This window comes from Pseudomarimonas salicorniae (assembly GCF_023156535.1).
Lineage (GTDB): Bacteria > Pseudomonadota > Gammaproteobacteria > Xanthomonadales > Xanthomonadaceae > Pseudomarimonas > Pseudomarimonas salicorniae.
On sequence record NZ_JALNMH010000005.1, the window covers coordinates 250161 to 273548 of the forward strand.

Below are 23388 nucleotides of genomic sequence, written 5' to 3' on the forward strand. Positions count from 1 at the left end.
CGGTTATAGCACTGCCATGCGGCGGCCCCCGCATATAGGCTTGGGGCTTGCCGCGCGGAGGACGCCGATGACGATGGTGCAACTGGAGGGCCTGCGCTTGCGGGTGCGCCGCTTCGGCGAGGGCCCGCCGGTGCTGCTGATCCACGGGCTGGGCTCGAGCGGTGACGACTGGGCATTCCAGATCGGCCCGCTGGCCGAACGCTTCGGCCTGATCGTGCCTGATCTGCGCGGCTGCGGGGCCAGCGAGGCGACCCCCGGCCGCTACCGCATCGAGCAATTCGCTGCCGACCTGTGGGCCCTGCTCGACCGGCTCGAAGCCGGCCGGCCGGCCCTGGTCGGCTTCTCGATGGGCGGGGCGGTGGCGCTGGAGATGGCCCTGCAGCGCCCCGGCGCGGTCGCCCGCCTGGTCACCATCAACAGCCTGCCGAGCTACCGCGTCGATCACTGGCGCAAGGCGCTGGAGCTGCACCTCCAGGTTGGGATGGTGCGCCTGCTGGGCCTGCCGCGCACCGCGCGGATGGTGGCGCGGCGACTGTTTCCGGAACCGCACCAGCTGGCCATGCGCCAGCGGGTCGAACGGGTGGTCGGGAGCAGCTCGCCCGACCCCTATCTGCGCTGCGCCCGCGCCCTCGCCGACTGGTGCGCGGCCGAGCGCGCCAGCGGTCTTGGCGTGCCGATGCTGATGCTCGCCGGCGAGCACGACTACACCTCGCTGGCCGAGAAGCGGCTCTGGGCGACCAGGCTGTCAGCGGAACTGCACGTAGTGGCCGGCTCGCGGCATGGCACGCCCTTTGATGCCATCGGGGACTGCAACCGCGCGCTGCTGGCCTTCCTCTCCGGCCAGCCGGTGCCCGAGGGCCTGCGCGCCGATCGGCCGGAGGACACGCCGGACGCACCGCCGCCGCTGCCGCCCGAGCGCTCGCCGACCGTCGGCCTGCGATCAGCCCTCGACCCGGCCCACGCGTAGGGCCAGCGGAAAGCTCACATCGCGCTCGGACTGTGGATCGCCCCAGGCCGCGGCGAACTCGGCGGCCAGCTCGGCCACCGCGTCGCAGCCGGTGTCGCGCAGGCAGCGTTGGGTCGCCGACCAGCTGCGCAGGTAGCCCAGATAGTGGTCGAGCTGCCAGCGCTGGCCGAGGATGAACGGCGGCGCATCCAGGTGCCGGTACGGAAAGGCCAGATCACGGTAGCCGTTCTCCACGTGGCGGCGCTCTGGCGGCCACCAGGGTCCGAGCACCGCCTCGTAGAGATGCATGAACACCCTGTCCACCGCCGGGTCGACCCGGCACAGGCCATAGCTGCAGGCGGCGATCCTCCCGCCCGGGCGCAGCACCCGGTGCACTTCGGGGTGGAAGCGATCAAGGTCGAACCAGTGCAGGGCCTGGGCGATGCAGACCAGATCCGCGCTGGCCGGGGCAAGGCTTGGTGCCTCGGCCGGCTCGACCCGGTACTCGACCCCCGGGTGGGCGAGCGCTGCGGCGATCTGTTCGGCACTGGGGTCGGTCGCGATGACCCGGGCAAAGCGCGTGGCCAGCCCGAGCGAAGCCTGCCCGTTGCCGCAGCCGGCGTCCCAGGCCAGCTCGCGACCGGGCGCCACGCCTGCAAGCCAGTCGAACAGGGCCTGCGGATAGCGCGGGCGACGCGCGGCGTAAAGCGCCGCGTGAGCGGAGAAATAATCCTTCGGGTGGCCCATGCGGCGATACTGGAGCGCCCCGCCCCACCCGCGCCAGTGCCATGACCCAGTCCGAGATCCAGATCGCCCCCGCCATCGGCAAGCACGTCCCCGACCTCGTCCGCTTCGCCTGCGCCATGGCCATGGAAACCGAGCACAAGCGGCTCGATCCCGCCGTGGTGGAACAGGGTGTGCAGGGCGTGCTCGACCAGCCCTCGCGCGGCCGCTACCTGGTCGCCCACCAGGGCGGCGCGCTGCTCGGCACCCTGATGCTGACCTATGAGTGGAGCGACTGGCGATGCGCCGAGTGGTGGTGGATCCAGTCGGTCTACGTCGAGCCATCGGCGCGACGCCTCGGCGTGTTCCGCGCCCTGTATGCGCACGTGCTGGCCGAAGCCGAGGCGCGCGGCGACATCTGCGGCGTCCGCCTCTATGTCGAGCAGGACAACCAGCGGGCGCAGCAGACCTACGCCGCCCTGGGCATGCGCGACGCGGCCTACCGGGTCATGGAGCATGCCTTCACCTGGGCGGATGAGCGGGTAGGTAAAATCCCCTGAGTGCTGGTCGTCGACTGCCGGCGCTCGGTATGCTTGCGACGCCAGTCCGGTGAACGGCGCCTTGCCAGGCGCCGGGGTTCCGAGGAGGTCGGCATGTTCGACGACAAAGAAGACAGCGGGCTGCTGCGCAGGCAGAAGCAGTTCCTGCAGCAGATCGAATTCGAGCTGCGGCAGATCAACCGCGGGGTCATCCACGACCACATCGCCGAACTCAACCGTGAGCGCTTTCTCGAGCTGGCCCGGTTCGTCGCCGAAGTGCGCTCGCGCTACCTCGAGGCGGGCCTCGCCCTGACCCGGGTCACCGCGGGCAGTGAGGAGGCGGACCAGGCCCTGGCCGCGGTCGAGCGTGAGCGCCGGGCCTATGAGGAGTCCTGCGCCGCGTTCAGCGCGCTGGAGCGCGCCATCGAGCGGGGCTACGTCGATATCGAGGCCTGACCGGCAGGGTCAGGCGCAGCGGCCCCCAGGGGTCGGAGGGGAGGATTTCGCTCATGATGGTGATTATCGGCTGGGTGGTCGTGCTGGCTGCGGTGTTCGGAGGCTTCGTGATCTCCGGCGGGCAGATCGGCGCGCTCGTGCACCCGGTCAAGCTGATGATGATCGTCGGCTCCGCACTCGGCGCCTTCGTCGCCGGCTGTACGCCGGCCACGCTGAAGGCGGTGATCAAGGCCGCACCCGGCGCGTTCAAGGGCGCCAAGTACACCAAGGCCATGAACACCGAGGTGCTCTGCCTGATGTACGACCTGCTCAACAAGATGCGCAAGGAAGGCATGATCTCGATCGAGGCGGAGGTCGAGAATCCCGAGGGCAGCCCGATCTTCAGCAAGTATCCCAACGTTCTGGCCGACCATCACCTCATCGAGTTCGTCTGCGACTACCTGCGGATGATGGTCTCGGGCTCGATGGATCCGAACGATCTCGAAGACCTGATGAACGCCGAGATCGAGACCCACCACCAGGAGGGGGCGGTCCCGATCGCGATGATGAACAAGCTCGGCGACTCGATGCCGGCCTTCGGCATCGTCGCCGCGGTGATGGGCATCGTGATCACCATGGGCTCGCTCAACGAGCCGCCCTCGGTGCTCGGCTACATGATCGGTGCGGCCCTGGTCGGTGCCTTCGTCGGCATCCTGTTCGGCTACGCCATCGTCGGCCCGATCCCGACCGCGATGGAGCAGAAGCTGACCGAATCCTCCAAGGCCTTCGAATGCGTCAAGGAGGTGCTGCTGGCGACCCTGTCCGGCTCCTCGCCGGCGGTGGCCGTGGAGTACGGCCGCAAGGTGCTGTTCTACGACGTGCGCCCCTCCTTCCAGGAGCTGGAGGCAGCGGTGAAGGGCACGAAGTGAGGCAGCGCCCCGGCAGGAGCACTTAGATGGCCAAGAAGGACCAGCCGGTCATCATCAAGAAGGTCAAGAAGGCGTCCGGCCACGGCGGACACCACGGCGGCGCGTGGAAGATCGCCTATGCCGACTTCGTCACCGCGATGATGGCCTTCTTCCTGCTGATGTGGCTGCTCGCCGTCGCCGACAAGGACGTCAAGCGCGGCATCGCCGATTACTTCAACAACCCACCGGTTCGGCTGTCGCTGATGGGTGGCCAGAACGTCGGCGAGCAGACCCGTCCGCTGCCCGGCGGCGGCCAGGACCTGACCATGCAGGAGGGCGCGCGCAAGCGCGGCGACCCGAAGACCGACATCGACCCGGTCGAGGCCGAGAAGAAGGCCAAGCAGCTCGAACGTGAGGAGCTGGAAAAGCTCAAGGAGCAGATCACCGCGGCCATCGACCAGATACCCTCGCTGCAGCAGTACAAGGGCCAGCTGCTGCTCGACCTGACCAGTGAGGGGCTGCGCATCCAGGTGGTAGACGGTGAGAACCGGCCGATGTTCGACACCGGCCGCGCGCAGCTGAAGCCCTACGCAGCCGAGATCCTCCAGGAGATCTCCCAGCTCATCAACGCCACCGACAACCGGATCAGCATCTCCGGCCATACCGATGCCCGGGCCTTTGTCGGCGGCGAGGCCGGCTACAGCAACTGGGAGCTGTCAAACGATCGCGCCAACGCGGCGCGCCGCGAGCTGATCCGCGGCGGGCTCGATGCCGGCCGGGTGATGCGCGTGGTGGGCCTGGCCGACACCGTGCGCCTCGACAAGGAAGACCCCGAGAGCCCGCAGAACCGGCGCATATCGATCGTGGTGATGAACAAGGCCACCGAGGAGTCGATCACCCGCGGCGAGGGCGAAGCGCCGCCCGAAACCGAGGAGCCGCCCGCCGAGGCCGATGATGGCGAGGTCGCACCCGCGGGCGATATCGACGGTGCCGGCGTCGACGCCGACCCCGCAGACGCTGCGGCAGACATCGGCGACGCCGCCGGCGAGCCCGCCGAACCGGCTGGGCCGGCCGCGGAGCCCGACGAGGGATGATCCGCAGCGGCAGCGCGGGCCTGCTGGCCCGCGCCGGCCTCGCCCAGCTCGCCGGCGCCTTCGCGGCAGTGGTCTGTCACGCAGTGGGCCTGGCCACCGGTGCCGTCCTGCTCGGCATCGCAGGCGCCATTGCCGGGCTCTGCGCGCTGATCCTCCGCATGCCGTGGTGGTGGGGCGGGATCTGCCTGCTGTTTCCCCCGGCGCTGGGCATGGCCGCCGGCCTGGACCTGCCGGCCAGCGTTCCGGCCCTCCTGCTCGCTGCCAGCCTGCTCCTGTTCGGCGGCGTGATGGCCAGTCGCGTCCCGCTGTGGCTGAGCGGCCGCCGCGCCCGGGCCGCGCTCGGCAAAGAGCTGCCAACGCTGTTTCCCGGGCGCCGCGATCTCGATGTGGTGGATCTCGGCGGCGGCCTCGGCGGCCTGCTGCTGGCCTTGTCGCGCAGCGGCCACTGCGCGCGCTGCACCGGCATCGAGTGGGCGCCCCTGCCCTTCGCCCTGGGCTGGCTGCGGCTGAGGCTGCACCGCTTCCCCGGTCGCTGGCGTTTCGCCAGCTTCTGGAACCACCCGCTCGGCCAGCATGACCTGGTCTATGCCTTCCTCTCCCCCGCCGCCATGCCCCGTCTCTGTGACAAGGCCCGCGCCGAGATGCGCCCGGGCAGCTGGCTGGTCAGCTACCGCTTCGAGATCCCCGGCCTGCCCCCCGACCGCCGAGTGGCCGTCGGCGCCAGTGCTGACGACGCCCTGCTGATGTGGCGCATGCCGCGCACCGACGCGCGGCGCTAGCCGGCGATGCCCATAGGGTGCGGCTCGCCGCACCGACGTACCGCTTCGAACGCCGTTACGGCTTGGGCAATGCGACCAAGGGCGCAAGGATCGCATTCGCCTCGGTCGCTGAAATGCCCGCGCCCTCTGTGGGAGTGCCCTTGGGCGCGACAACGGCGATCCGGTCTGGCCCCGGTCTGTGGAGAACCCGTCACGCCGCGGTCGCGCCCATGTGCGCTCCAGTCGGGCTTCGTTGGGCTTCAGCGAGCTCCATAGGATGTGCCTTGGTCCACCGATACGGGCGTTCGGACGGTATGCCCGGTGCGGCCAGCCGCACCCTATGCGCTCCGCGATCGGTTCAGAACCTCAGTCGCAGCGCGCCGCGCGCTCAGGCGAGAGGAAGGATGCCTCGACGCCGACAATCCGCCACCCCGGCGCCTTCGCCGCAGCGTCCGAGTCAGCGATCACGTTGGAAGGCTGGCCGATGTCCCATCGCCACAGGTAGGTCATGTCGGCAAGGCGCGTGTCGTCGCCCTGGAGGACCGGTGTTCAGGACAGGAAGGTCCTCGTCTCTGCGCCCTCGATGCCCGCACCGGTCGGCAAGGGCGCACCGGAAAACGTCAGGCGCCCGCGCGAGCCAGCGGGAGTCTCCCCGGAGATGCCGTCAGCCAGCGCGAGTGCCGGCAGAAACTGGGCAAGGACGAAGACCCACACGACGGACTTGTTCACGGGGCGGCTCCGGAGGGGGACAGGATGCATCGACGCCGGCCGCCCCGAAAGGGCGCGGCCGGGGTCGGGCAGCTTTAACCTGGCGTTTCAGCGGAAAATCCTCGCTGAAGCCTGCACCGGCGTCAATCCCGTCGGGCGCGCCCTGATCGGCTCCGCAGCGATCCGGTCCGTGCCACCGCCCGACCAGCCATAGGGTGCAGCTTGCCGCACCGACGTACCGCTTCGAACGCCGTCGTGGTTTCGGCCATGCGAACACCGGGCGAAAGGTGGCCGTTCGCCGCGGCTTCGGATGGGCGGGCGTTTCGTAGGATCGGACATGGCCGCGACCGCGGAGGTTCACTGTGGCCGCGGTCTGTGGAGAACACGTCACGCCGCCGTCGCGCCCATGTGCGCTCCTGCAGTCGGGCTTCGTTGGGCTTCAGCGAGCTCCATAGGATGTGCCTTGGCCCACCGATACGGGCGTTCGGACGGTATGCCCGGTGCGGCCAGCCGCACCCTATGAATGTCTTTGCGCCCGAGCTTCCCCGGCCCACACTACTGCCGCGTCGGCTCCAGCAGCTCGCGCGCCGAGTCACCGGGCTGCAGCGGCAGGCGCTCGACGGCGATGCCGTGGGCGCCGAGGATGGCGATCAGCTGGCGCAGGGCGAGTCGATAGTCCTCGTAGCTGCCCTCGGCCTTCAGCGCCCGCCAGGCGCTGGCCTCGGCCTCGGCCAGCCGCACCTGGCCGCCCATGTGCAGGGCGGCCAGGCCGTTCGGCAGCTCCAGCCACTCGCGCGACTCCGGAGCCAGCAGGGCGGCCTCGATCAGCCGCCAGTGGCCTTCCAGCCCGGCGTGCTGGTACTGCGCCGCGGTCAGCGCGCAAAGGTCGTGCAGGCTCATGAAGCGGGCGTGCTCAAGCGCCACGCCGAAGCCCGACTGCGCCTCCAGCGCGGTGTGCGCCTGGGCCATGCCGTTCTCGAGCAGGCGCTCCTCCATCTGCCGGCCGACCTCGCGCACCGCCTCGCTCTCGCCGACCAGGGCGAAGGGCAACAGGCGCAGCAGGCCACCCTCGAGCCTCGGATCGGGCTGCAGCTCGGGCACGGGCATCCGGCCATCGCTGGCGCCAAACGCGATCACCCGGCCGCCCCGCGCACCCTGCGCTGCCTCGGCCAGGCCCCCGAGCGCCGCATGCACCGGCCAGCCCGGACGAAGCATCTCGGCGGGATCGAACAGGGCCGCGGCGAACACGCCGTCCAGCGCCTCGACACCGGGCAGCAGGCGGGCCAGGTCACGGGCCATGAAGCCGGCCAGGCGCTCGGCCTCGGCGCGTTCCAGCACGCTGCGCGCCCCGCGCTGTTCGGGGCCGAGTTCAAGCGCGAGGGCGCCAAAGCAGGTAAGCGAAGTCGACATGGCTGCATGTGATGCGAATGGACTGGGTAAAGTAGCAGCCCCCCTGTCATTGCCGCGAGCGCCCCGAATGGTCGTCCCCGACTGGCTGCGGATCGAGCTTCGCTGCCTGCTCGAGCTGTATCTGCTGCCGGCGCTCGCTGTGTTCCTGCCCTGGCCTCTTGCGTACCGCTGCCTGCGTCGCGTCGCACGTTGGCCGCGGCTGTTCAGTCGCGAGTGGCGTGGCGCACTGGCTGAGGCGCGTAACTGGGTCGAGATCGAGGACGAGGATCGCTGGGCATGGGACTACCGCACATGCAGGCTGGTTGACCATGCCGACTTCTGGCTGTCGCGCACACGCAGACGGCGTTGGCTTGATCGCTACTGCGACCCTCGTGGCGAGTGGCCGCTTCGGCAGTCCGCCGCGGTCGGCGTCTTCTTCCATTGGTGCACCGGCATGTGGGGCATTCGCGCTCTCAGCGTCGCAGGGCCCTCCTCGGCGGTACTGGCAGGGCGCTTCAGCAAGCACTCGATGGGGATGTCATGGCTGGCCTATTGGTATGGCCATCTGCGCCTGAACGAACTGGCCCGGGCCGGCGGCCGACCGCTGATCTATGCGCCAGGCACGCTCAAGCGTGCCGCTGCCGAGCTCGCCGCCGGCCACTGGGTCACCGGCACGCCCGACGTGCCCCCCACCGAAACCAAGCTCGCCCGGCCTGTCACCTTGTTTGGACGACCTGCCCAGTTCACCGAGGGCCTGCTGCGCATCGCCCGCGATGCCGACGTGCCGGTGGTGATGTTCACCCTCGGCCTTGATCTTGCGACCGGTCGGCGGGACCTGCGCGTCGAGGGGCCGTTCGACCCGAATGACCCGGACCTGCTGCAGCGCATCGCCAGCTACTGGGAAGGGCTGATCCGCGAGAAGTCCTGGGGCTTCACCCTGTGGCCGATGATGCCGGCGTATTTCGCCGGGGCGAGTGATTCGTGATGGGTGATTGGTGATTCGTTAGAGCGGCCTACCGCCGCGCTTCGCTCAATGGCCGTCGAGCGGCCGCTCAAGGGGACATGCAGCGGCGCCTGTCTTGCTTTTTCCGATCACGAATCACCCATCACGAATCACCAACGAGCCCCCACGCGCTATGATCGGGGACTGATCCGAATCCGAGTCCGTCGCGATGAAGAAAGCCCGCCAAGCCCGTCCGGTCGCCGTCCTCGGCGGTGTGCGCATTCCCTTCTGCCGCAACAACACGGCCTATTCCGACGTCGGCAACCTCGGCATGTCGATCCGCACGCTGGGCGCGCTGGTCGAGCGCTTCGGCCTGCATGGCGTGCAGCTGGGCGAGGTGGCAATGGGCGCGGTGCTCAAGCACAGCTCGGACTGGAACATCGGCCGCGAGGCAACGCTATCCTCGGGCCTGTCGCCGCTGACCCCGGGCGTGACCCTGCAGCGGGCCTGCGGCACCAGCCTCGATACCGTCATCACCGTCGCCAACAAGATCGCGCTGGGCCAGATCGAGGCCGGCGTGGGCGGCGGTTCGGACACCACCTCGGACGTGCCGATCGTGGTCGGCAAGCGCTTCCGCCGCCGCCTGCTGGATCTCAACATGGCCAGGAGCGGCGGCCAGCGCCTCGCGGCGATGAAGGGTTTCTCGCCCAAGGAGTTCATGCCCGAGTTCCCCGGCGTGGCCGAGCCGCGCACCGGCAAGAGCATGGGCCAGCACTGCGAGATGATGGCCAAGGAGTGGGAGATCGCCCGCGCCGACCAGGACCAGCTGGCCTACGAATCCCACAGCAAGGCCGCCGCAGCCTATGAAAAGGGCTTTTATTCGGACCTGGTGGTGCCGTTCCGCGGCGTCGAGCGCGACAATATCCTGCGTCCGGACACCACGGCCGAGAAGCTTGCCGCGCTGAAGCCGGCCTTCGACAAGACCTCGGGCCAGGGCACCCTGACCGCGGGCAATTCGACTCCGCTGACCGACGGCGCCTCGGCTGCCCTGCTGGCCTCGGAGGACTGGGCCAAGGAGCGCAACCTGCCGATCCAGGCCTACCTGGTCGATGCCCAGGTTGCCGCGGTCGACTTCGTCCACGGCGACGGCCTGCTGATGGCCCCGGCCTGGGCGGTGGCCCAGCTGCTCAAGCGCAACGGCCTGACCCTGCAGGACTTCGACTACTACGAGATCCACGAGGCCTTTGCGGCGCAGGTGCTGTGCACGCTGAAGGCCTGGGAGACCGAATCGTTCTGCCGCGACAAGCTCGGCTGGGACGGCGCGCTGGGCAGCATCGACCGGTCGAAACTCAATGTGGTGGGCTCATCGCTGGCGCTGGGTCATCCCTTTGCTGCGACCGGCGCCCGCATCGTGGCCACGGCGGCGAAGCTGCTGGCCGAAAAGGGCAAGGGCCGCGCGCTGATCTCGGTCTGCACCGCCGGCGGCATGGGCGTGGTGGCGATTCTCGAGCGCTGAGGGCGGGCCTCAGGGCTCAGGGCTCAGGGCTCAGGGCTCAGGGCTCAGGGCTCAGGGCTCAGGGAAGCGTAGCGTGTGTTGCGTCAGGCGGGGCCTGCGCCTGTCTCCTCCCCTTGCGCCGCGTAGCGGTGGAGGGGGGTGAGGAGGTGCGCTTGCGAGCCGCAGGCTCGCGTGCCGAGGAACGCCCGTAGGCTGCGCCGGAGGGCCGGGAAATGGGGAGGGGGTGTCGCCGTGCCCTTCCTTCCGCATCGGCCCTGGCTTTGCGCAACGAGGTCTGAGCGGCCTCAGCGATCCTGGGCTTCGCCCTTCGATACCTCAGGGCGAACGGCTTCGATGTAGGTTCGTGGGAGTTGCGACGCACACGTGGCTGCCCCGCAGGCTCCGTGTCGTCCTGGCGGGGGACGGGCACGCACGCGTCGGCTCGAAGGTGCTCTGCGACGGCGCGCCCGGGAAACCCCGGTTCGAGCACTCTCCTCCCGCCAGCCCGGAAGCCGTTCGTGCTGAGGTATCGAAGCACGGACGGCCATCGCGGCGCTGGACTCGCGCTTGTTCGGCAGCTCAAGTGCGAACGGTGCGCCTTGGGCCGATGGGCCATGGGCCATGGGCGCGGCGCTCTGCCACGCCGCTCCTTGCCGCCGTCGCTTCCGCGCCGGCGGCGGGCTAGAGCGGTCGACCTGCGGGCAGCTGTGGCAGGCCCATGCTGCTGCGGTGCTCGGCGATGGTCTCCTCGACCGGCGCGGCGAGCAGGGCGCGGACCGGCGAGGCGGCCTCGCCGCGGCCGCTGGCGATCGCATTGCGCAGGGCCTGCTGGGCCCGGGCATGATCACCGCGGTCGACGTAGAGCGCGCCCAGCGCCTCCCAGGCTTCGGCCGGGCGGCCGGCGACGGCGCGCTGCAGGAAGTCCTCGGCCTTGCCCCAGAGCTGCTCGCGATGGCAGAGACGGCCCAGCGCCAGCAGCAGGCCCGGGCTGTCGGGGTGCGACTCCAGCCAGCGCTCGCCGCGTTTGATGGCGCGACGCAGGTCGCCGTCGACCAGCAGGCCCCAGAGGCCGGCCAGGTCGTCGTCCCAGTCGCGGTCGATGGCCCGCTCCAGCGCGCTGGCCGCCTCACCCTGGCGGCCCAGCCGGCGACCGGCGAGACCGTAGGCACGCAACACCTGGGCGCTGCCCTGGACCGGTTTCGCCAGCGATCCCCAGACGGCGTCCAGCTCCTCGGCGGTGGCGGCCTGCTGCAGGGCGGCGGCGGCCAGATCGTTCTCCAGCGCGCTGCTGTCCTGGCCCTCGCGGCTGCGCTGGCGACGCAGGTCGGGCAGCAGCAGCAGGCCCTCGCCGGCGCGTCCAGCCGCGGCCAGCGCCCGGGCGCGCAGTTCGACGGCGGCCGGCTGCGGCGGCTGTTCGCGGGCGGCGCGCTCCAGCAGCTCGACCGCCAGCTCGGGCTGGCCGCTTTCCAGCAGGGCCTGGGCCTCGGCGAGGGCCCCCAGGCCGTGCGGGTCTGATTCGGCAATCTGCAGCAGGTAGCTGCGCCGCTGCCCGTCATCGCCGCGCTGGCGGGCGCATTCGGCCGCCAGCAGCAGGGCGGCACCGCGCTGCACGGGATCGCGCGCGGCGCGGCGCAGCAGCCGCTCGGCGCGCTTCGGCTGGCCCTGCTGCAGGGCCAGCATGCCGCTGGCCAGGCGCTCGCGGGCTTTCGCCTTGCGCCGGCGGCGCAGCAGGCGGAACGGTCCGCGCAGCAGCAGCAGGACAAGGCGCACCGCGGCCCATGCGAAGACCGCCAGCAGCAGGATGGCCAGCAGCGAGGCCTCGATGGACCAGCCGGCAAAGGTGATCAGGACGTAGCCGGGATCGGCGGCCAGGTGGCGCCAGGACCAGGCGCCGAGCAGGGCCAGCAGCAGCACCCCGAGCAGGAGCAGATAGGGCCTCACGGACGCTCGACCGCCTCCGCCTGCGGGGCGGGCTCGAGGTTGGGCAGGGCCCCGGCGCCCACCGCGCGGGTTGCGCGCATGGCGCGCAGCTCCCGCAGGGTGGTGCCGAGCGCCTGGCCGTCCGGGCGCAGCGGCTGGCGGATCGCCTCGTCGAGAATCTGCACCGCAGCGGTCACCGCCGAGGCGGAGGGATCGAAGAGCAGCACGATGTCCTCGCGGGCGCGCTTGAGGTGGTGCTTCCAGGCGGCCTCGTCGCCGGTTTCCAGCGCGGCCAGGGCCAGCGCCAGGGTCAGCTCGATGCTGGCCCGCCGGCTGGCGCGCTCCAGCGGGCTGAGGGCCATCTGGCTGTCGCTGACCCGGCGCACCTTGACCAGGCGGTCGAACAGCTTGAGCACGGCCGGCGCATCCTCGGGCAGAGCGTCGGCCGGCTGCTGCCAGGCAAGGCCCGGCAGGATGTCGATCAGGCCGGAGACCTGCTGGCGCAGGGACGGGCGCGGGTCGGGGCCCAGCTCGGCCAGAGCCGCCCGCTCCTGCTCCAGCGGCACGCGCAGCACGCTGTAGGCGGGGTCGTCGATCTGTGCCAGCAGCGCCGCGGCATGCGCCAGGGCGCGCTCGGCGGCCGCGTGGTCGGCCAGCAGGTTGCTGCGCAGCTGGGCCTGCTGCAGGAGCAGTTCGAGATCGTCCAGGCGCAGGGTCAGCGCGGCGTCCTGCCGGGCCTGGCTCAGCGCAGCGATGGCCTCTTCGACGCGGGTGGCGCGCTCGGCCATGCCCAGCACCTCCTCACGGACCACGCGCAGGCCAGCTGCACTGTCGCCCATGCGCGCCTCGATCTGCCGCTGACGCTCGCGGTTGGCGTCCAGTTCGCGATCCAGCGCGGCGATCTCGGCACGCAGGGCCTCGACGGTCTCGCGCCACTCCGCGTCGCCACGCTCGGCCTGTCGCAACTGCTGGTGTACAAACCAGGCGCCGATGGCGAGCCCGGCGCCCAGCACGATCACCAGCCCCCATAGCCAGCCGCTTGCGCGGGATCGGGCAGGGGCGGCGGCCGTTGCGGTCTCGACGGAGGCTTCGACCACGGGCTGCGAGGTGTCCTCGGAGTTCTCGTTCACGGGCTCGGGCGTGCAGGATTCAAGTCCGACATGCTACCGGATGGGGGCCGGCTTGGCATGAAGTCGCAGTGCTTCGACCAGCGCCTCCGGGGCTGCCGAGCCGGCCACCCGGGCCACGGGCAGGCCGAGTCGCAAGGCCGCCTCGGCGACGCGTTCGCTGGACACCACCAGCTCGAAGCCAGCGAGCGCCTCGGCGAGGGCGGCGCCACCGCCCAGCGCTTCAGCGCTGCTGACCAGCACCGCGCAGGGTCGCGGCGTGGCGGCGAGTCGCTCAAGCACGACAGGCGTCCAGTGCCGGGGCCGCCGGCGGTACACCTCAATGCGTTTCACCGCCACGCCGCGCCGGGCCAGCTCGCGGTCTAGCAGGCCCCGCCCGCCCTCGCCGGTGACCAGCACCACCTCGCGCGCCGTCCGCAGCGCCGGCATCGCCAGCAATCCTTCGCTGCGGAAGTCACCCTCGGGGATGGCGACCCGGGCAATGCCGGCGCGCATCAGGGCACGCCGGGTACCCGGCCCGACAGCCAGCGCAGTGCCGGAAAAGCGGGGCAGAACGACGAGACCCGAGGCACAGCGCGCCGCGTTCGGACTCGTCACCAGCCACAACGATGCATCGAGTGCGCGCTTCAGTGAATCGGCCTGTTCATCAACCCGCTCGATGCGCCAGGGCGCAGCGCAATGCAGCGTGCCGCCCAGCCTCTCGATACGCCGGCGTAGGGTCCTGCACTCGCCTGCAGGCCGCAGCGCGAGCACCTGCCAACCGGCAAGATCATTGCGGTGGATAATCGATGTCATCGACTTTCGCTGCCCTTCGGTTTGCGTACGATACCGCCTCCGCAGACCCCGGCCCGACGCATGTCTTCTGTTTCCACCCCCGCTTCCGACAGCCTCTCCCGACTTCAGCTGCGCCTGCAGAAAATGCCTCCGGTCAGGGCCATGGCGCTGCGCGTCGATGACTTCGACCCGGCGACCGGCCTCGCCCTGTCGGCGCCGCTGTCGGCCAACATCAACGACAAGGGCTGCGCCTTCGGCGGCAGCCTGTGCTCGATGATGACCCTGGCCAGCTGGGGCAGCGCCTCGCTGGCGCTCGACCTCGCCGGCTTCCCCGAGGCCGAGGTCTACGTGCAGGACTCGACCGTGCGCTACCTCGCTCCGCTGTACGACGACCTGCATGCCCGCGCCCGGCTGGAGGACGGCCACGACTGGGCCGAGTTCGTCCGCACCTACCGGAATCGCGGCAAGGCACGCGCCAATCTCTGCGCCGAGATCCACTGCGCCGACGGCCGGCTGGCATCGAGCTTCGTCGGCCGCTTCGTCGCGCTGCGCCCACAGGCCTGACGCCCGGGCACGGACATGCCGGAGCTGCCCGAAGTCGAGACCACCCGCCGCGGCATCGAGCGGCATCTGGTAGGTCGCCGGGTCACCGCCTTGACCCTGCGCCGGCCCGACCTGCGCTGGCCGATCCCCGCCGACGAACTCGAGGCGCTGCGCGGTGCACCGATCTCGGCGGTGCGCCGCCGCGCCAAGTACCTGCTGGTCGACGTCGACGCGGGCAGCGCCCTGCTGCACCTTGGCATGTCGGGCGTGCTGCGCGTGCTGCCGCCCTCGGTGCCCGCCGGCCCGCACGACCACGTCGACCTTGCCCTGGATGACGGCCGCCTGCTGCGCTTCACCGATCCGCGCCGTTTCGGCTGCCTGCTCTGGCAGCCGACCGGCGTCGTGCATCCGCTGCTTGCCGGGCTGGGCCCGGAGCCGCTGGACGCGGCCTTTGGCGGCGCCCATCTGTTCGCCCTCTCCCGCGGCCGCCGCGGGCCGGTCAAGCCATTCCTGATGGACCAGGCGGTAGTGGTCGGCGTCGGCAACATCTACGCCGCCGAGGCCCTGTTCGAGGCCGGCATCGATCCGCGCCGCGCAGCCGGCCGGATCAGCCTCGCCCGCTACGAGGCGCTGGCCGCGGCGATCAAGCGCATCCTCGGCCACGCCATCGAGCGTGGCGGCACGACGCTGCGCGACTTCCTCAACCCGGATGGCGCTCCGGGCTACTTCGAGCAGGAGCTGTTCGCCTACGGCCGCGAGGGCCAGCCCTGCCGCCGCTGCGGGACGCCGCTGCGGGCCCTGCGTCTTGGCCAGCGGGCGACCGCCTTCTGCCCGCGCTGCCAGCGCTGAGCCGGCCGCCCCCCTTCACGGGGCGGGAAATCCCCGAACCGTCCCGTCGTCCGTACGCTGGCGCATCCCGAAGCAGGGCCGGTAGGGTGGCGATGCCGGGCTCCGGTTCAGCTGTGTGGCACGAACCGCCCCCATACTCACATTGGATATTTCCCAGGCCGGATCATGAACGACACGCTCTACCAGTGGCTGACCCAGGGTCTCGTCGGCAGCGACCTGACCACTCTGCTGATCACCTTCGCCGTCATGGCGCAGGCGACCATCTTCTCGGTCACCCTCTACCTGCATCGCTGCCAGGCCCACCGCGGCGTCGATCTGCATCCCGTGGTCAGCCATCCGATGCGCCTGTGGCTGTGGCTGTCCACCGCCATGGTCACCAAGGAATGGGTGGCCATCCATCGCAAGCATCATGCGAAGTGCGAGACGGACGAGGATCCGCACAGCCCGCAGGTCTTCGGCATCGGCAAGGTGGTCTTCCAGGGCGTGCAGCTGTACCAGATCGCCAGCGACGACAAGGCGATCATGGAGAAGTACGGCGCCGGCACCCCGACCGACTGGCTGGAACGGCACCTGTACGGCGCCCGCCCCTCGCTCGGTCCGACCCTGCTGCTGTTCGCCGAGGTGGCCGCCTTCGGCGTCATCGGCATCACCTTCTGGGCCCTGCAGATGCTGGTCATCCCGGTGCTGGCTGCCGGCGTGGTCAACGGACTCGGCCACTGGTGGGGCTACCGCAACTTCGAGACCGACGACCGGGCCACCAACCTGACCCCCTGGGGTCTGGTGATCGGCGGCGAAGAGCTGCACAACAACCACCACGCCTTCCCCAGCTCGGCACGCTTCGCCCTGCGCCGCTTCGAGTTCGACATCGGCTGGGCGGCCCTGCGCCTGTTCGAGCGCCTGGGCCTGGCCAAGGTCCGTCGTGTCGCGCCGCAGCTCGACATCCGGCCGAACATCCATCTGCCCGACTCCGACACCCTGCGCGCGATCATGGTGCATCGCTACAAGGTGATGACCGACTACTTCAGCGCGGTGACCCTGCCGACCCTGCGCGAGGAGGCGCAGGCCGCGGGTGAGAGCCTGAAGTCGCTGCCGCGCAAGCTGCGTCGTTCGCTGGCCAACGGCGGACGCTGGCTCGACCACGAGGGCCGAGAGCACCTTGCGCAGTGGATCGCCGAGCGCCCGCGCCTGGCGGATGTCTACGAGTACCGCGCCCGTCTGCGCGCTGTCTACGAGCGCAGCGGTCAGGGTGCCGAGGCGATGCTGGAATCGCTGCGCCAGTGGTGCGCCGAGGCCGAGGCCTCTGGCAACCGCGCGCTGCAGCAGTTCGCCGCGCGCCTGAAGGGCTACGCGCTGGTGCCTGCGCCGCAGGCCGCCTGAGCGCGTTACGCGCCGTGGTACGGCGTTCCGCCGGGCAGCTCCTGCTCGGCCTGCTCGCCGCCGGCCCTCTCGCGGGCGGCGGCGCAGCGGTGGCGGCAGAGGTCTCCGGCGCCGATCTTCAGCGCAGCGCCCGCCTGGCCTACTTCGGCGGATTCGACCGCAATGCCGACGGCAGGGTCGACGTTGAAGAGTACCTCGACTATCTGCGCGCCGGATTCGACCATCTGGACCGCAACGGCAATGGTCGCATCGACGATGACGAACTCCCTGCCGGAGCGCGCCGTTCGGTTTCGCGGGAGCGGCGCGGCCACGAGCAGGCGGTACGCCGGGCTTTCCATCGCCTGGACACCGACGGCAATGGCTGGCTGGACATTCGCGAGCTGACCTCGCCACCGCGATAAAGCGCTTGCCGCCGCGTGCTCTCGCGGGGTGAAATGGCTGGCGCGATTACCGCGTCTACCCAGCAAGGCATTTCCATGAACAAGCTCATCGCATCGGCCGTCCTGGCGTCCGTCCTGTCGGCCTGGGCGTTCGGCGCCGAAGCCAGCAAGTCGCAGGTCGTGATCGTGAACCAGTCCGACTGGGACATCCATGAGCTCTACCTGTCCTCCGTCGATGAGGAAGACTGGGGCCCGGACCAGCTGCGCGAGGACATTATCCCCTCCGGCGGCCGCTTCACCCTGCGCGGCATCCCCTGCGATGCCTACGACGTGCAGCTGATCGACGAGGATGGCGATGCCTGCGTCGTCGGCGAAGTCGGCCTGTGCGGCGACCGCGACACCTGGGTGATCAGCAACGACGACCTGCTCGCCTGCCAGGCCGTGACGGAGTAAAGGTCCGCCCGCGGTTCCCACTCCAGAAAAAACAAGGCCCGCCATGAGGCGGGCCTTGGAATCGCAAGCCGGCGAGCGGCTTACTTGATCTTGCCTTCCTTGTAGACCACGTGCTTGCGCACGACCGGGTCGTACTTCTTGATTTCCATCTTGTTCGGCGTGTTCTTCTTGTTCTTGTCGGTCGTGTAGAAGTGACCGGTGCCGGCAGAAGAGATCAGGCGGATCTTGTCGCGCTTGGATGCCATGGCTCAGGTCCTCCTCAGATCTTTTCGCCGCGGGCACGCAGGTCGGCCAGGACCGACTCGATGCCGTTCTTGTCGATGGTGCGCAGCGCCTTGGCCGACACACGCAGTTTCACCCAGCGGTTCTCGCTCGGCACCCAGAACTTGCGCTCATGCAGGTTGGGCAGCCAGCGGCGGCGGGTCCTGTTGTTGGCGTGGGAGACGTTGTTGCCCGTCTGCACCGCCTTTCCGGTTACTTGACACACGCGTGCCATATCGCACCTCGATCGGTAGTTGGATCCGGCTTGGCCAGCCAGAGTTCGGCCCCGCGCCCGAAGGCGCCACCGGTTGGGAGAGGACTTGTCGCGTTGCAACCGGCATGGCAACGCACGGCACGTGGCCGCAAGCGAGCCGCGCATTATGGGCGTGGCGGTAGTGAAAGGCAAGCCGAAGGGGCTTGACTCAGCGGCGGAGCCGCTCCAGCAGCCCGTCGAGCTGGTCGAGGTCATGGTAGCGGATCACCAGCTTGCCGCCCTTGCCACGACCGCCTTGGACGCTGACCGAGGCGCCCAGGTGTTCGGACAGCTCGCGCTCCAGGGTAGCGACATCCGGGTTCGCGGCGGGCTTCGGGGCCGGCTTTCCGGGGGCGCGCTGCGCCTGTTGCACCCTGCGCTCGATCTCGCGCACCGACCAGCCCTCTTCGGCCGCCTGCCGGGCCAGGGCCTCGGCCAGCGCTTCGGGTAGGGTCAGCAGGGCGCGGGCGTGGCCCATTTCGATGCGGCCCTGCTCGACCAGCCTGCGCACGCCGTCGGGCAGCTCGAGCAGGCGCAGCAGGTTGCTGACCGCGGCGCGCGAGCGGCCCACCGCCTCGGCTGCCTGCTGATGGGTCAGGGAGAATTCGTCGATCAGCCGCTGCAAGGCGACCGCCTCTTCCAGCGGATTGAGGTCCTCGCGCTGGATGTTCTCGATCAGCGCCATCGCCAGGGCGGTGTGATCGTCGATATCGCGCTGGATGACCGGCACGTCGCGCAGCTCGGCCAGCTGGGCGGCGCGCCAGCGTCGCTCGCCGGCAATGATCTCGTAGCGGTCACGCCCGACCGCGCGCACCACGATCGGCTGGATCAATCCCTGGGCGCGGATCGAATCGGCCAGCTCCTGCAGGCGGGCCGGATCCATCTGCGTGCGCGGCTGGTACTTGCCGGGCTGCAGCTGCTCGATCGGCAGGTTCCGCTGACGATCACCGGGCAGGGGCGTTTCGCTTTCCTGCGTCCCGCTGCCGAGCAGCTCGCTGAGGCCGCGCCCCAGTCCCCGCTTCTTCGCCGACATCAGGCGCGCTCCGCCGCAGCCGGCTTGGGCGCCGGCGCGCCGCGTTCGCGGCGCAGCAGTTCGCCGGCCAGCCCGAGGTAGGCGATGCCGCCGCGCGAGGCGCGGTCGTACTCGACGATGCTTTGCCCGTGGCTCGGCGCCTCGGCCAGACGCACGTTGCGTGGAACCACGGTGCGATACAGCCGATCACCGAAGTGCTGCTGCAGCTGCGAAGACACTTCGTTGGAAAGGTTGTTGCGCACGTCGTACATGGTCCTCAGCACGCCTTCAATCTCAAGGCCGGGGTTGAGCCGCGTTTTTACCGCGCGGATGGTGTCGGTCAGCGCGGACAGGCCTTCCAGCGCGAAGTATTCGCACTGCATCGGCACGATCACGCCATCGGCCGCGGTCAGGGCGTTGATCGTCAGCAGGTGCAGGGAGGGGGGACAGTCAATCAGGATGTAGTGATACTTGTCGCGCAGCGGCTCAAGCTGCTCGCGCAGGCGGTGCTCACGGGCGAGCGCCTCCATCAGCTTCAGCTCGGCGGCAGTCAGGTCGCCGTTGCCGGGCAGCAGGTCGAAGCCTCCGTGCGTCTTGACGATGGCAGCCTCGGCCGGGCACTCCTCGAGCAGCACCTCGCAGCCGGAGTTCTCCAGCTCACGCTTGTCGACACCCGAGGCCATGGTCGCATTGCCCTGCGGATCGAGATCGACCAACAGAACCTTGCGCCGAGCTTCGGTGAGTGCGGCGGCCAGGTTGACTGCGGTTGTGGTCTTGCCGACGCCGCCCTTCTGGTTGGCGATGGCGATGATCCGCCCCATGCTGTCCTCGATCTATATGCCGGCGCAGCTTGCGCTGGAGCGCGGCGGGCCGGCGATTATCCCATGGCTGGCCCCTGCGGCAACCGCCGCGCGCCTGGACAGACCTTCAGCCGGTGCGCGAGACGATGGCCAGGTGGCGCTCGGCGTCCAGGCCGGGCACCTGCATCGGATGGCAGGCCTCGAGCCGGAAGCCCTCCGGAATGGGCTCGGCCATGACTTCGTCCAGGCGTCCTTTCATCGCCAGAAGGCGCCCACCGGGGGCCAGCAGGTGGCCACCCACCCTCAGGATCTCGGCCAGCGTTCCGAAGGCCCGGGCGGTCAGCACCTCGAAACCCACGCCGGCCGGGACCTGTTCTGCACGCATGGCGTGCACGGCGACACGGTCGCCGAGCTGCAGCGTCCGGACCGCCTCGCGCAGGAAGCGCGCCTTCTTGCCAGCGGTTTCCACCAGCGCCACGCGCAGGCTGGGGCAGGCCAATGCCAAGGGTATGCCCGGGAAGCCGCCACCGCTGCCCACGTCGACCAGGCTGCTTGCGCTGACGAAGGGCGCCATCGCGAGGCAGTCCAGCAGATGCTTGGAAATGATCGCCTCCGGCTCGCGGATAGCGGTCAGGTTGTAGGTGCCGTTCCAGAGCAGAAGCAGCTCGACGTAGCGCCTCAGCGGGGCCTGCAGTCCGGCATCCAGCCCCAGCTCACGCAGCCCGGAGGACAGTTTCGAGAGGGCGCCGTCGGACAGCGCCGGGGGCTCGCGTTCCAAAACCGGCCGCCGGTCAGCGCAGCTGGCAGCGCGTCACGCGCAGGCCAAGGCCCTGCAGGGCGCGATTGAGCCTTGCCTTGAACTCCGGTGCCCAGGTCGCGGCGTCGATGCCCGCACCCAGCGACGTCAGCTGGGCTACCGCAGCCTGGCTGACGATGGCGTCGACCCGCTCAAGGTCGCGGCCGATCAGCTGGGGGTCAAGGATCTGGAAGAAGACTTCGGCGCGGGCCTGTCCGTCGGCGGCATCGGCCGCGGTTACCCGATGACCGATCAGGGGCACGCCGGGCCCGGCCCGGTCCAGGATCGGCCAGACCACGTGCCAGCCCGGTCCGAGGGCCCGGTGGAAGCGGCCCCAGCGACGCACCGGCACCACCCTGTCCGTGGGCACGTTCCGCATGGCCAGCAGCGGGAGGACAAGGATCAGCGCGAGCGAAACCGCGGCAGCAGACACGTCCATAAAATCAGGCGCTTGTGTGGGTTAGTTCCCAGTGCACTTAAGATAGCGCTAACAAGTGCGACAAGGTTTAACAGAAGTATAACGGATTTTGGCGGCGCGCGGCTCGCATGCCGAGCCGGTTGCGGCGGAGCGAAGCGGCGCACCGGCTCCAGCGGGCGGTCCACCCCGACCTGCCCCGCGCAACAGCGCGAAAGGCCCGCTGAGCGGGCACAAAAAAGCCCGCGAAATCGCGGGCTTAGATGTGGTGGCTATGGGTGGACTCGAACCACCGACCCCAGCATTATGAGTGCTGTGCTCTAACCGGCTGAGCTACATAGCCTTTGAGAGCCGCGCAGTGTGCATCAGCCGCTCGCTGGCGTCAATCCTGCCCTAGTCGCAGAGGGTCGCCTGAAGGTAGGCGGCCTCGCCCAGACGCTCGATCAGACTGAGCTGGGTTTCAAGCCAGTCGATATGCTCTTCCTCGGACTCCAGGATGCCGGAGAAGACCTCGCGGCTGACGAAGTCGCCGACCTGCTCGCAGTGGACGATGGCGTCTTTCAGCACCGGCAGCGCCTCCTGCTCAAGGCGCAGGTCACAGCGGATGGTTTCACCGGGCGTCTCGCCGATGTACAGCTTCCCCAGAGCCTGGAGGTTGGGAAGTCCTTCCAGAAAGAGGATGCGCTCGATCAGACGATCGGCGTGCTTCATCTCGTCGATGGACTCTTCGTAGACCTTCTTGCCCAACTGTTCGAAGCCCCAGTTCCGCAGCATGCGCGCGTGCAGGAAATACTGGTTGATCGCCGTCAGCTCGTTGAGCAGGGCCTTGTTGAGCCACTCGATTACTTTTCGATCGCCCTTCATGAATCGCCTCGCTGCAGAACCGTGCTGCTCGCGATTCTAGGCCATCGACCGAGACCTTGAGGGAATGAAAACGGATGTCAGACGCGTTAGAGCACGCGAAGCAACTAGGCCGCGGCCAGCACCTGAAGCGGGAACACGCGGGGAGCCGTCTGAGGGCCGTGGTACTCCGCAAGGATGGCTTCGGCTGACGCGGCGCAGGAGCCGCAGTTGGTGGCGCAACCGGTGCGCGCTGCAAGATCTCCCAGAGAGACCGCACCCTCGGCGGCTGCGCGCCGCACGTCCGATTCACTGACGCCGTAGCAAAGACATACGTACATGACTACCTCCGTGGAGATAGTCAAACGCAAATGCAAACGGTTGTCAACTACATCCGCGCCAGGCTGGCGCGCTGGAATCCCCTCGGGCGGGTGCCGGTACAGGCACCCAGGTCCGGCCGGCCCAGGCTGCGGCCGCTGCAGCCCTCGGCCAGAGGCTGAAGCGCGGCCAGGGCCTTGGTATAGACATCCCGCTTGAAGCTCACCACAGCCTGCAGCGGATACCAGAAGTCGACCCAGCGGAACTCGCTGAACTCAGGTGAATCGGTCAGATCGAAGCGGATTCTCGCCTCATCGCAGAGCAGCTCCAGCAGGAACCACACCTGCTTCTGGCCAACGCAGGTTGGCCGCTCATGGTGACGAATGCAGCGACGCGGCAGGCGATAGCGAAGCCAGCCCGGCGTCGATCCGAGCACTCGGACGTCGCTATCCGCAAGCCCCACCTCTTCGTGCAGCTCCCGGTACATCGCCTCGATCGGCGTCTCGTCAGAATTCATCCCGCCCTGGGGGAACTGCCATCCATCCCGCGATATCCGCCGCGCCCACAGCACCTTGGCATCCCTGCGAATCAGGATGATGCCTACGTTGGGACGGTAGCCGTCCGGGTCGATCACGAGAAACTCCGAACCTGTTTCGCGCAGAGTGCCACAGCGCCGAGCGGAGCCTCAAGCACGGTCATCGTCCGGCGGCGCGTTATCAGGACCTGCTGGCTTTCCATCCAGACCGCACCGCCGGGGACCACCGGTCAAATCTGGCAGGTGGCCCAACGTGGCGTCGGAAACAAATCCTCGTCGAGCGGTTCTTCCCTATCGCGCAATTCCGCGTACGGCTGAACGGGTCCGTGGACCGATCGCCTCCGGGCCGGCCCGCGCGCGCAAGCAGGCCTGCCCGACCTCAGACAATCCGTCTTGCTCGGGGGTAGGCTCCGTCCTTCTGGGATGCGTTCGTCCATGAGCGAACATCCCTGCTTCTGCACGCGTTTGATGCCATGGTTTTCGGCCCGACGCCCCTATCGCCACACGTCCGCCCGCTCGGGCAAAGAGTGGAAAAGCGCCGCCCCTTGCAAAGTTGCCCGCTGCATAGGCGTCGCCCCGTTGAGCAGAGCACTTCGCGAGCAAAAGCTAGCCATTCGGCATTGGGTGGGGATCTAGGCGTTTCGAACGGGTAAAGACAAAGGGCCAGTCCTTTCGGACTGGCTGTCCGGATAGGCCGAGAGACGCTGCGCGATCGGATTAATTGCAGGGCGCAGAACGACGAAACCTCCAGCGTGAGCCGGGGGTTGGACGTTTGAAACCTGAAAAGGGAAAGGGCC

The 23388-nt window shown here is 69.3% G+C and carries 29 protein-coding genes and 1 tRNA gene; 13 read left to right on the forward strand and 17 right to left on the reverse strand.

Annotation, left to right across the window (positions count from 1 at the left end):
- Positions 1-67: 67 nt before the first annotated feature.
- Positions 68-967 (forward strand): alpha/beta fold hydrolase, encoded by a 900-nt coding sequence (locus tag M0G41_RS07815; protein ID WP_248207320.1) that lies wholly within the window; start codon positions 68-70, stop codon positions 965-967.
- Here M0G41_RS07815 and M0G41_RS07820 read toward each other — a convergent pair.
- On the reverse strand, positions 941-1693 hold the full coding sequence (locus M0G41_RS07820) for a class I SAM-dependent methyltransferase (RefSeq protein WP_248207323.1): 753 nt from the start codon (positions 1691-1693) through the stop codon (positions 941-943). The two genes, M0G41_RS07815 and M0G41_RS07820, sit on opposite strands and share 27 nt — an antisense overlap.
- Before the next feature lie 41 nt (positions 1694-1734).
- Here M0G41_RS07820 and M0G41_RS07825 point away from each other — a divergent pair, with 41 nt between their 5' ends.
- From M0G41_RS07825 to M0G41_RS07845, 5 genes are all read left to right on the forward strand, one after another.
- Positions 1735-2229, forward strand: coding sequence for a GNAT family N-acetyltransferase (locus tag M0G41_RS07825; protein WP_248207324.1), 495 nt, complete (start codon positions 1735-1737; stop codon positions 2227-2229).
- A gap of 93 nt (positions 2230-2322) precedes the next feature.
- A complete protein-coding gene (locus M0G41_RS07830) occupies positions 2323-2664 on the forward strand; it encodes a hypothetical protein (protein WP_248207326.1) in 342 nt (113 codons plus the stop codon).
- A gap of 53 nt (positions 2665-2717) precedes the next feature.
- Positions 2718-3572: a flagellar motor stator protein MotA gene (gene motA / locus M0G41_RS07835; RefSeq protein WP_248207327.1), complete on the forward strand. Its 855-nt coding sequence runs from the start codon at positions 2718-2720 to the stop codon at positions 3570-3572.
- A 26-nt stretch (positions 3573-3598) separates the two neighbouring features.
- Positions 3599-4645: a flagellar motor protein MotB gene (gene motB / locus M0G41_RS07840; RefSeq protein ID WP_248207329.1), complete on the forward strand. Its 1047-nt coding sequence runs from the start codon at positions 3599-3601 to the stop codon at positions 4643-4645.
- A complete protein-coding gene (locus tag M0G41_RS07845) occupies positions 4642-5424 on the forward strand; it encodes a hypothetical protein (RefSeq protein WP_248207331.1) in 783 nt (260 codons plus the stop codon). The genes motB and M0G41_RS07845 overlap by 4 nt, the downstream gene beginning before the upstream one ends.
- A 345-nt stretch (positions 5425-5769) precedes the next feature.
- On the opposite strand, the gene M0G41_RS07850 is transcribed toward M0G41_RS07845, so the two are convergent.
- The 3 genes from M0G41_RS07850 to M0G41_RS07860 form a co-directional block, all read right to left on the reverse strand.
- The gene (locus M0G41_RS07850) at positions 5770-5913 is read right to left on the reverse strand and encodes a hypothetical protein (protein WP_248207333.1); all 144 of its coding nucleotides are present in this window, start codon (positions 5911-5913) and stop codon (positions 5770-5772) included.
- A gap of 39 nt (positions 5914-5952) precedes the next feature.
- Positions 5953-6132 carry a hypothetical protein gene (locus M0G41_RS07855; RefSeq protein WP_248207335.1) on the reverse strand — a complete coding sequence of 60 codons (180 nt, stop codon included), beginning with the start codon at positions 6130-6132 and terminating at the stop codon, positions 5953-5955.
- Between the two features lie 534 nt (positions 6133-6666).
- Complete coding sequence (locus M0G41_RS07860) at positions 6667-7521, reverse strand: hypothetical protein (RefSeq protein ID WP_248207337.1); 855 nt, start codon at positions 7519-7521, stop codon at positions 6667-6669.
- 67 nt (positions 7522-7588) lie between these two features.
- On the opposite strand from M0G41_RS07860, the gene M0G41_RS07865 reads away from it, so the two are divergent.
- Positions 7589-8485: a lysophospholipid acyltransferase family protein gene (locus M0G41_RS07865; protein WP_248207338.1), complete on the forward strand. Its 897-nt coding sequence runs from the start codon at positions 7589-7591 to the stop codon at positions 8483-8485.
- Positions 8486-8672: 187 nt separating this feature from the next.
- On the forward strand, positions 8673-9959 hold the full coding sequence (locus M0G41_RS07870) for an acetyl-CoA C-acetyltransferase (RefSeq protein WP_248207342.1): 1287 nt from the start codon (positions 8673-8675) through the stop codon (positions 9957-9959).
- A 660-nt stretch (positions 9960-10619) separates the two neighbouring features.
- On the opposite strand, the gene M0G41_RS07875 is transcribed toward M0G41_RS07870, so the two are convergent.
- Genes M0G41_RS07875 through M0G41_RS07885 form a run of 3 tightly spaced genes read right to left on the reverse strand, consistent with a single transcriptional unit; the run spans position 10620 to position 13780 of the window.
- Complete coding sequence (locus M0G41_RS07875) at positions 10620-11879, reverse strand: heme biosynthesis protein HemY (protein WP_248207346.1); 1260 nt, start codon at positions 11877-11879, stop codon at positions 10620-10622.
- Positions 11876-12988, reverse strand: coding sequence for a coiled-coil domain-containing protein (locus M0G41_RS07880; RefSeq protein WP_248207347.1), 1113 nt, complete (start codon positions 12986-12988; stop codon positions 11876-11878). Before M0G41_RS07880 ends, M0G41_RS07875 begins: the two co-directional genes overlap by 4 nt.
- Before the next feature lie 33 nt (positions 12989-13021).
- Positions 13022-13780, reverse strand: a complete 759-nt coding sequence (locus M0G41_RS07885) for a uroporphyrinogen-III synthase (protein ID WP_248207349.1) — start codon at positions 13778-13780, stop codon at positions 13022-13024.
- 60 nt (positions 13781-13840) lie between these two features.
- Between M0G41_RS07885 and M0G41_RS07890 the strand changes: the two genes are divergently transcribed.
- From M0G41_RS07890 to M0G41_RS07910, 5 genes are all read left to right on the forward strand, one after another.
- A complete protein-coding gene (locus M0G41_RS07890; RefSeq protein ID WP_248207351.1) occupies positions 13841-14323 on the forward strand; it encodes a YiiD C-terminal domain-containing protein in 483 nt (160 codons plus the stop codon).
- 15 nt (positions 14324-14338) lie between these two features.
- Positions 14339-15151 carry a bifunctional DNA-formamidopyrimidine glycosylase/DNA-(apurinic or apyrimidinic site) lyase gene (mutM, locus tag M0G41_RS07895; RefSeq protein WP_248207352.1) on the forward strand — a complete coding sequence of 271 codons (813 nt, stop codon included), beginning with the start codon at positions 14339-14341 and terminating at the stop codon, positions 15149-15151.
- A gap of 165 nt (positions 15152-15316) precedes the next feature.
- Positions 15317-16528, forward strand: a complete 1212-nt coding sequence (locus M0G41_RS07900) for a DesA family fatty acid desaturase (RefSeq protein ID WP_248207355.1) — start codon at positions 15317-15319, stop codon at positions 16526-16528.
- A gap of 14 nt (positions 16529-16542) precedes the next feature.
- Positions 16543-16929: an EF-hand domain-containing protein gene (locus tag M0G41_RS18790; protein ID WP_248207357.1), complete on the forward strand. Its 387-nt coding sequence runs from the start codon at positions 16543-16545 to the stop codon at positions 16927-16929.
- Positions 16930-17004: 75 nt separating this feature from the next.
- Positions 17005-17361 carry a hypothetical protein gene (locus M0G41_RS07910; protein WP_248207360.1) on the forward strand — a complete coding sequence of 119 codons (357 nt, stop codon included), beginning with the start codon at positions 17005-17007 and terminating at the stop codon, positions 17359-17361.
- A gap of 80 nt (positions 17362-17441) precedes the next feature.
- On the opposite strand, the gene rpmG is transcribed toward M0G41_RS07910, so the two are convergent.
- From rpmG to M0G41_RS07960, 10 genes are all read right to left on the reverse strand, one after another.
- Entirely contained in the window at positions 17442-17606 is a 165-nt protein-coding gene (gene rpmG / locus M0G41_RS07915; RefSeq protein WP_147652919.1) for a 50S ribosomal protein L33, read from the reverse strand.
- Positions 17607-17620: 14 nt separating this feature from the next.
- Positions 17621-17857 (reverse strand): 50S ribosomal protein L28, encoded by a 237-nt coding sequence (gene rpmB / locus M0G41_RS07920; protein WP_248207363.1) that lies wholly within the window; start codon positions 17855-17857, stop codon positions 17621-17623.
- Positions 17858-18044: 187 nt separating this feature from the next.
- Positions 18045-18908 (reverse strand): ParB/RepB/Spo0J family partition protein, encoded by an 864-nt coding sequence (locus M0G41_RS07925; protein WP_248207365.1) that lies wholly within the window; start codon positions 18906-18908, stop codon positions 18045-18047.
- A complete protein-coding gene (locus tag M0G41_RS07930; RefSeq protein ID WP_248207370.1) occupies positions 18908-19708 on the reverse strand; it encodes a ParA family protein in 801 nt (266 codons plus the stop codon). Before M0G41_RS07930 ends, M0G41_RS07925 begins: the two co-directional genes overlap by 1 nt.
- Positions 19709-19814: 106 nt before the next feature.
- Positions 19815-20465, reverse strand: coding sequence for a 16S rRNA (guanine(527)-N(7))-methyltransferase RsmG (gene rsmG, locus M0G41_RS07935; protein WP_248207374.1), 651 nt, complete (start codon positions 20463-20465; stop codon positions 19815-19817).
- A gap of 13 nt (positions 20466-20478) precedes the next feature.
- Positions 20479-20922, reverse strand: coding sequence for an SPFH domain-containing protein (locus M0G41_RS07940; RefSeq protein ID WP_248207378.1), 444 nt, complete (start codon positions 20920-20922; stop codon positions 20479-20481).
- A 242-nt stretch (positions 20923-21164) separates the two neighbouring features.
- Positions 21165-21241: transfer RNA gene (locus tag M0G41_RS07945), tRNA-Met, on the reverse strand.
- 50 nt (positions 21242-21291) lie between these two features.
- A complete protein-coding gene (gene bfr / locus M0G41_RS07950) occupies positions 21292-21762 on the reverse strand; it encodes a bacterioferritin (protein ID WP_248207382.1) in 471 nt (156 codons plus the stop codon).
- 104 nt (positions 21763-21866) lie between these two features.
- Positions 21867-22079, reverse strand: coding sequence for a (2Fe-2S)-binding protein (locus M0G41_RS07955; RefSeq protein ID WP_248207387.1), 213 nt, complete (start codon positions 22077-22079; stop codon positions 21867-21869).
- A 47-nt stretch (positions 22080-22126) separates the two neighbouring features.
- Positions 22127-22690, reverse strand: coding sequence for an RNA pyrophosphohydrolase (locus M0G41_RS07960; protein ID WP_248207390.1), 564 nt, complete (start codon positions 22688-22690; stop codon positions 22127-22129).
- Positions 22691-23388 lie beyond the last annotated feature (698 nt).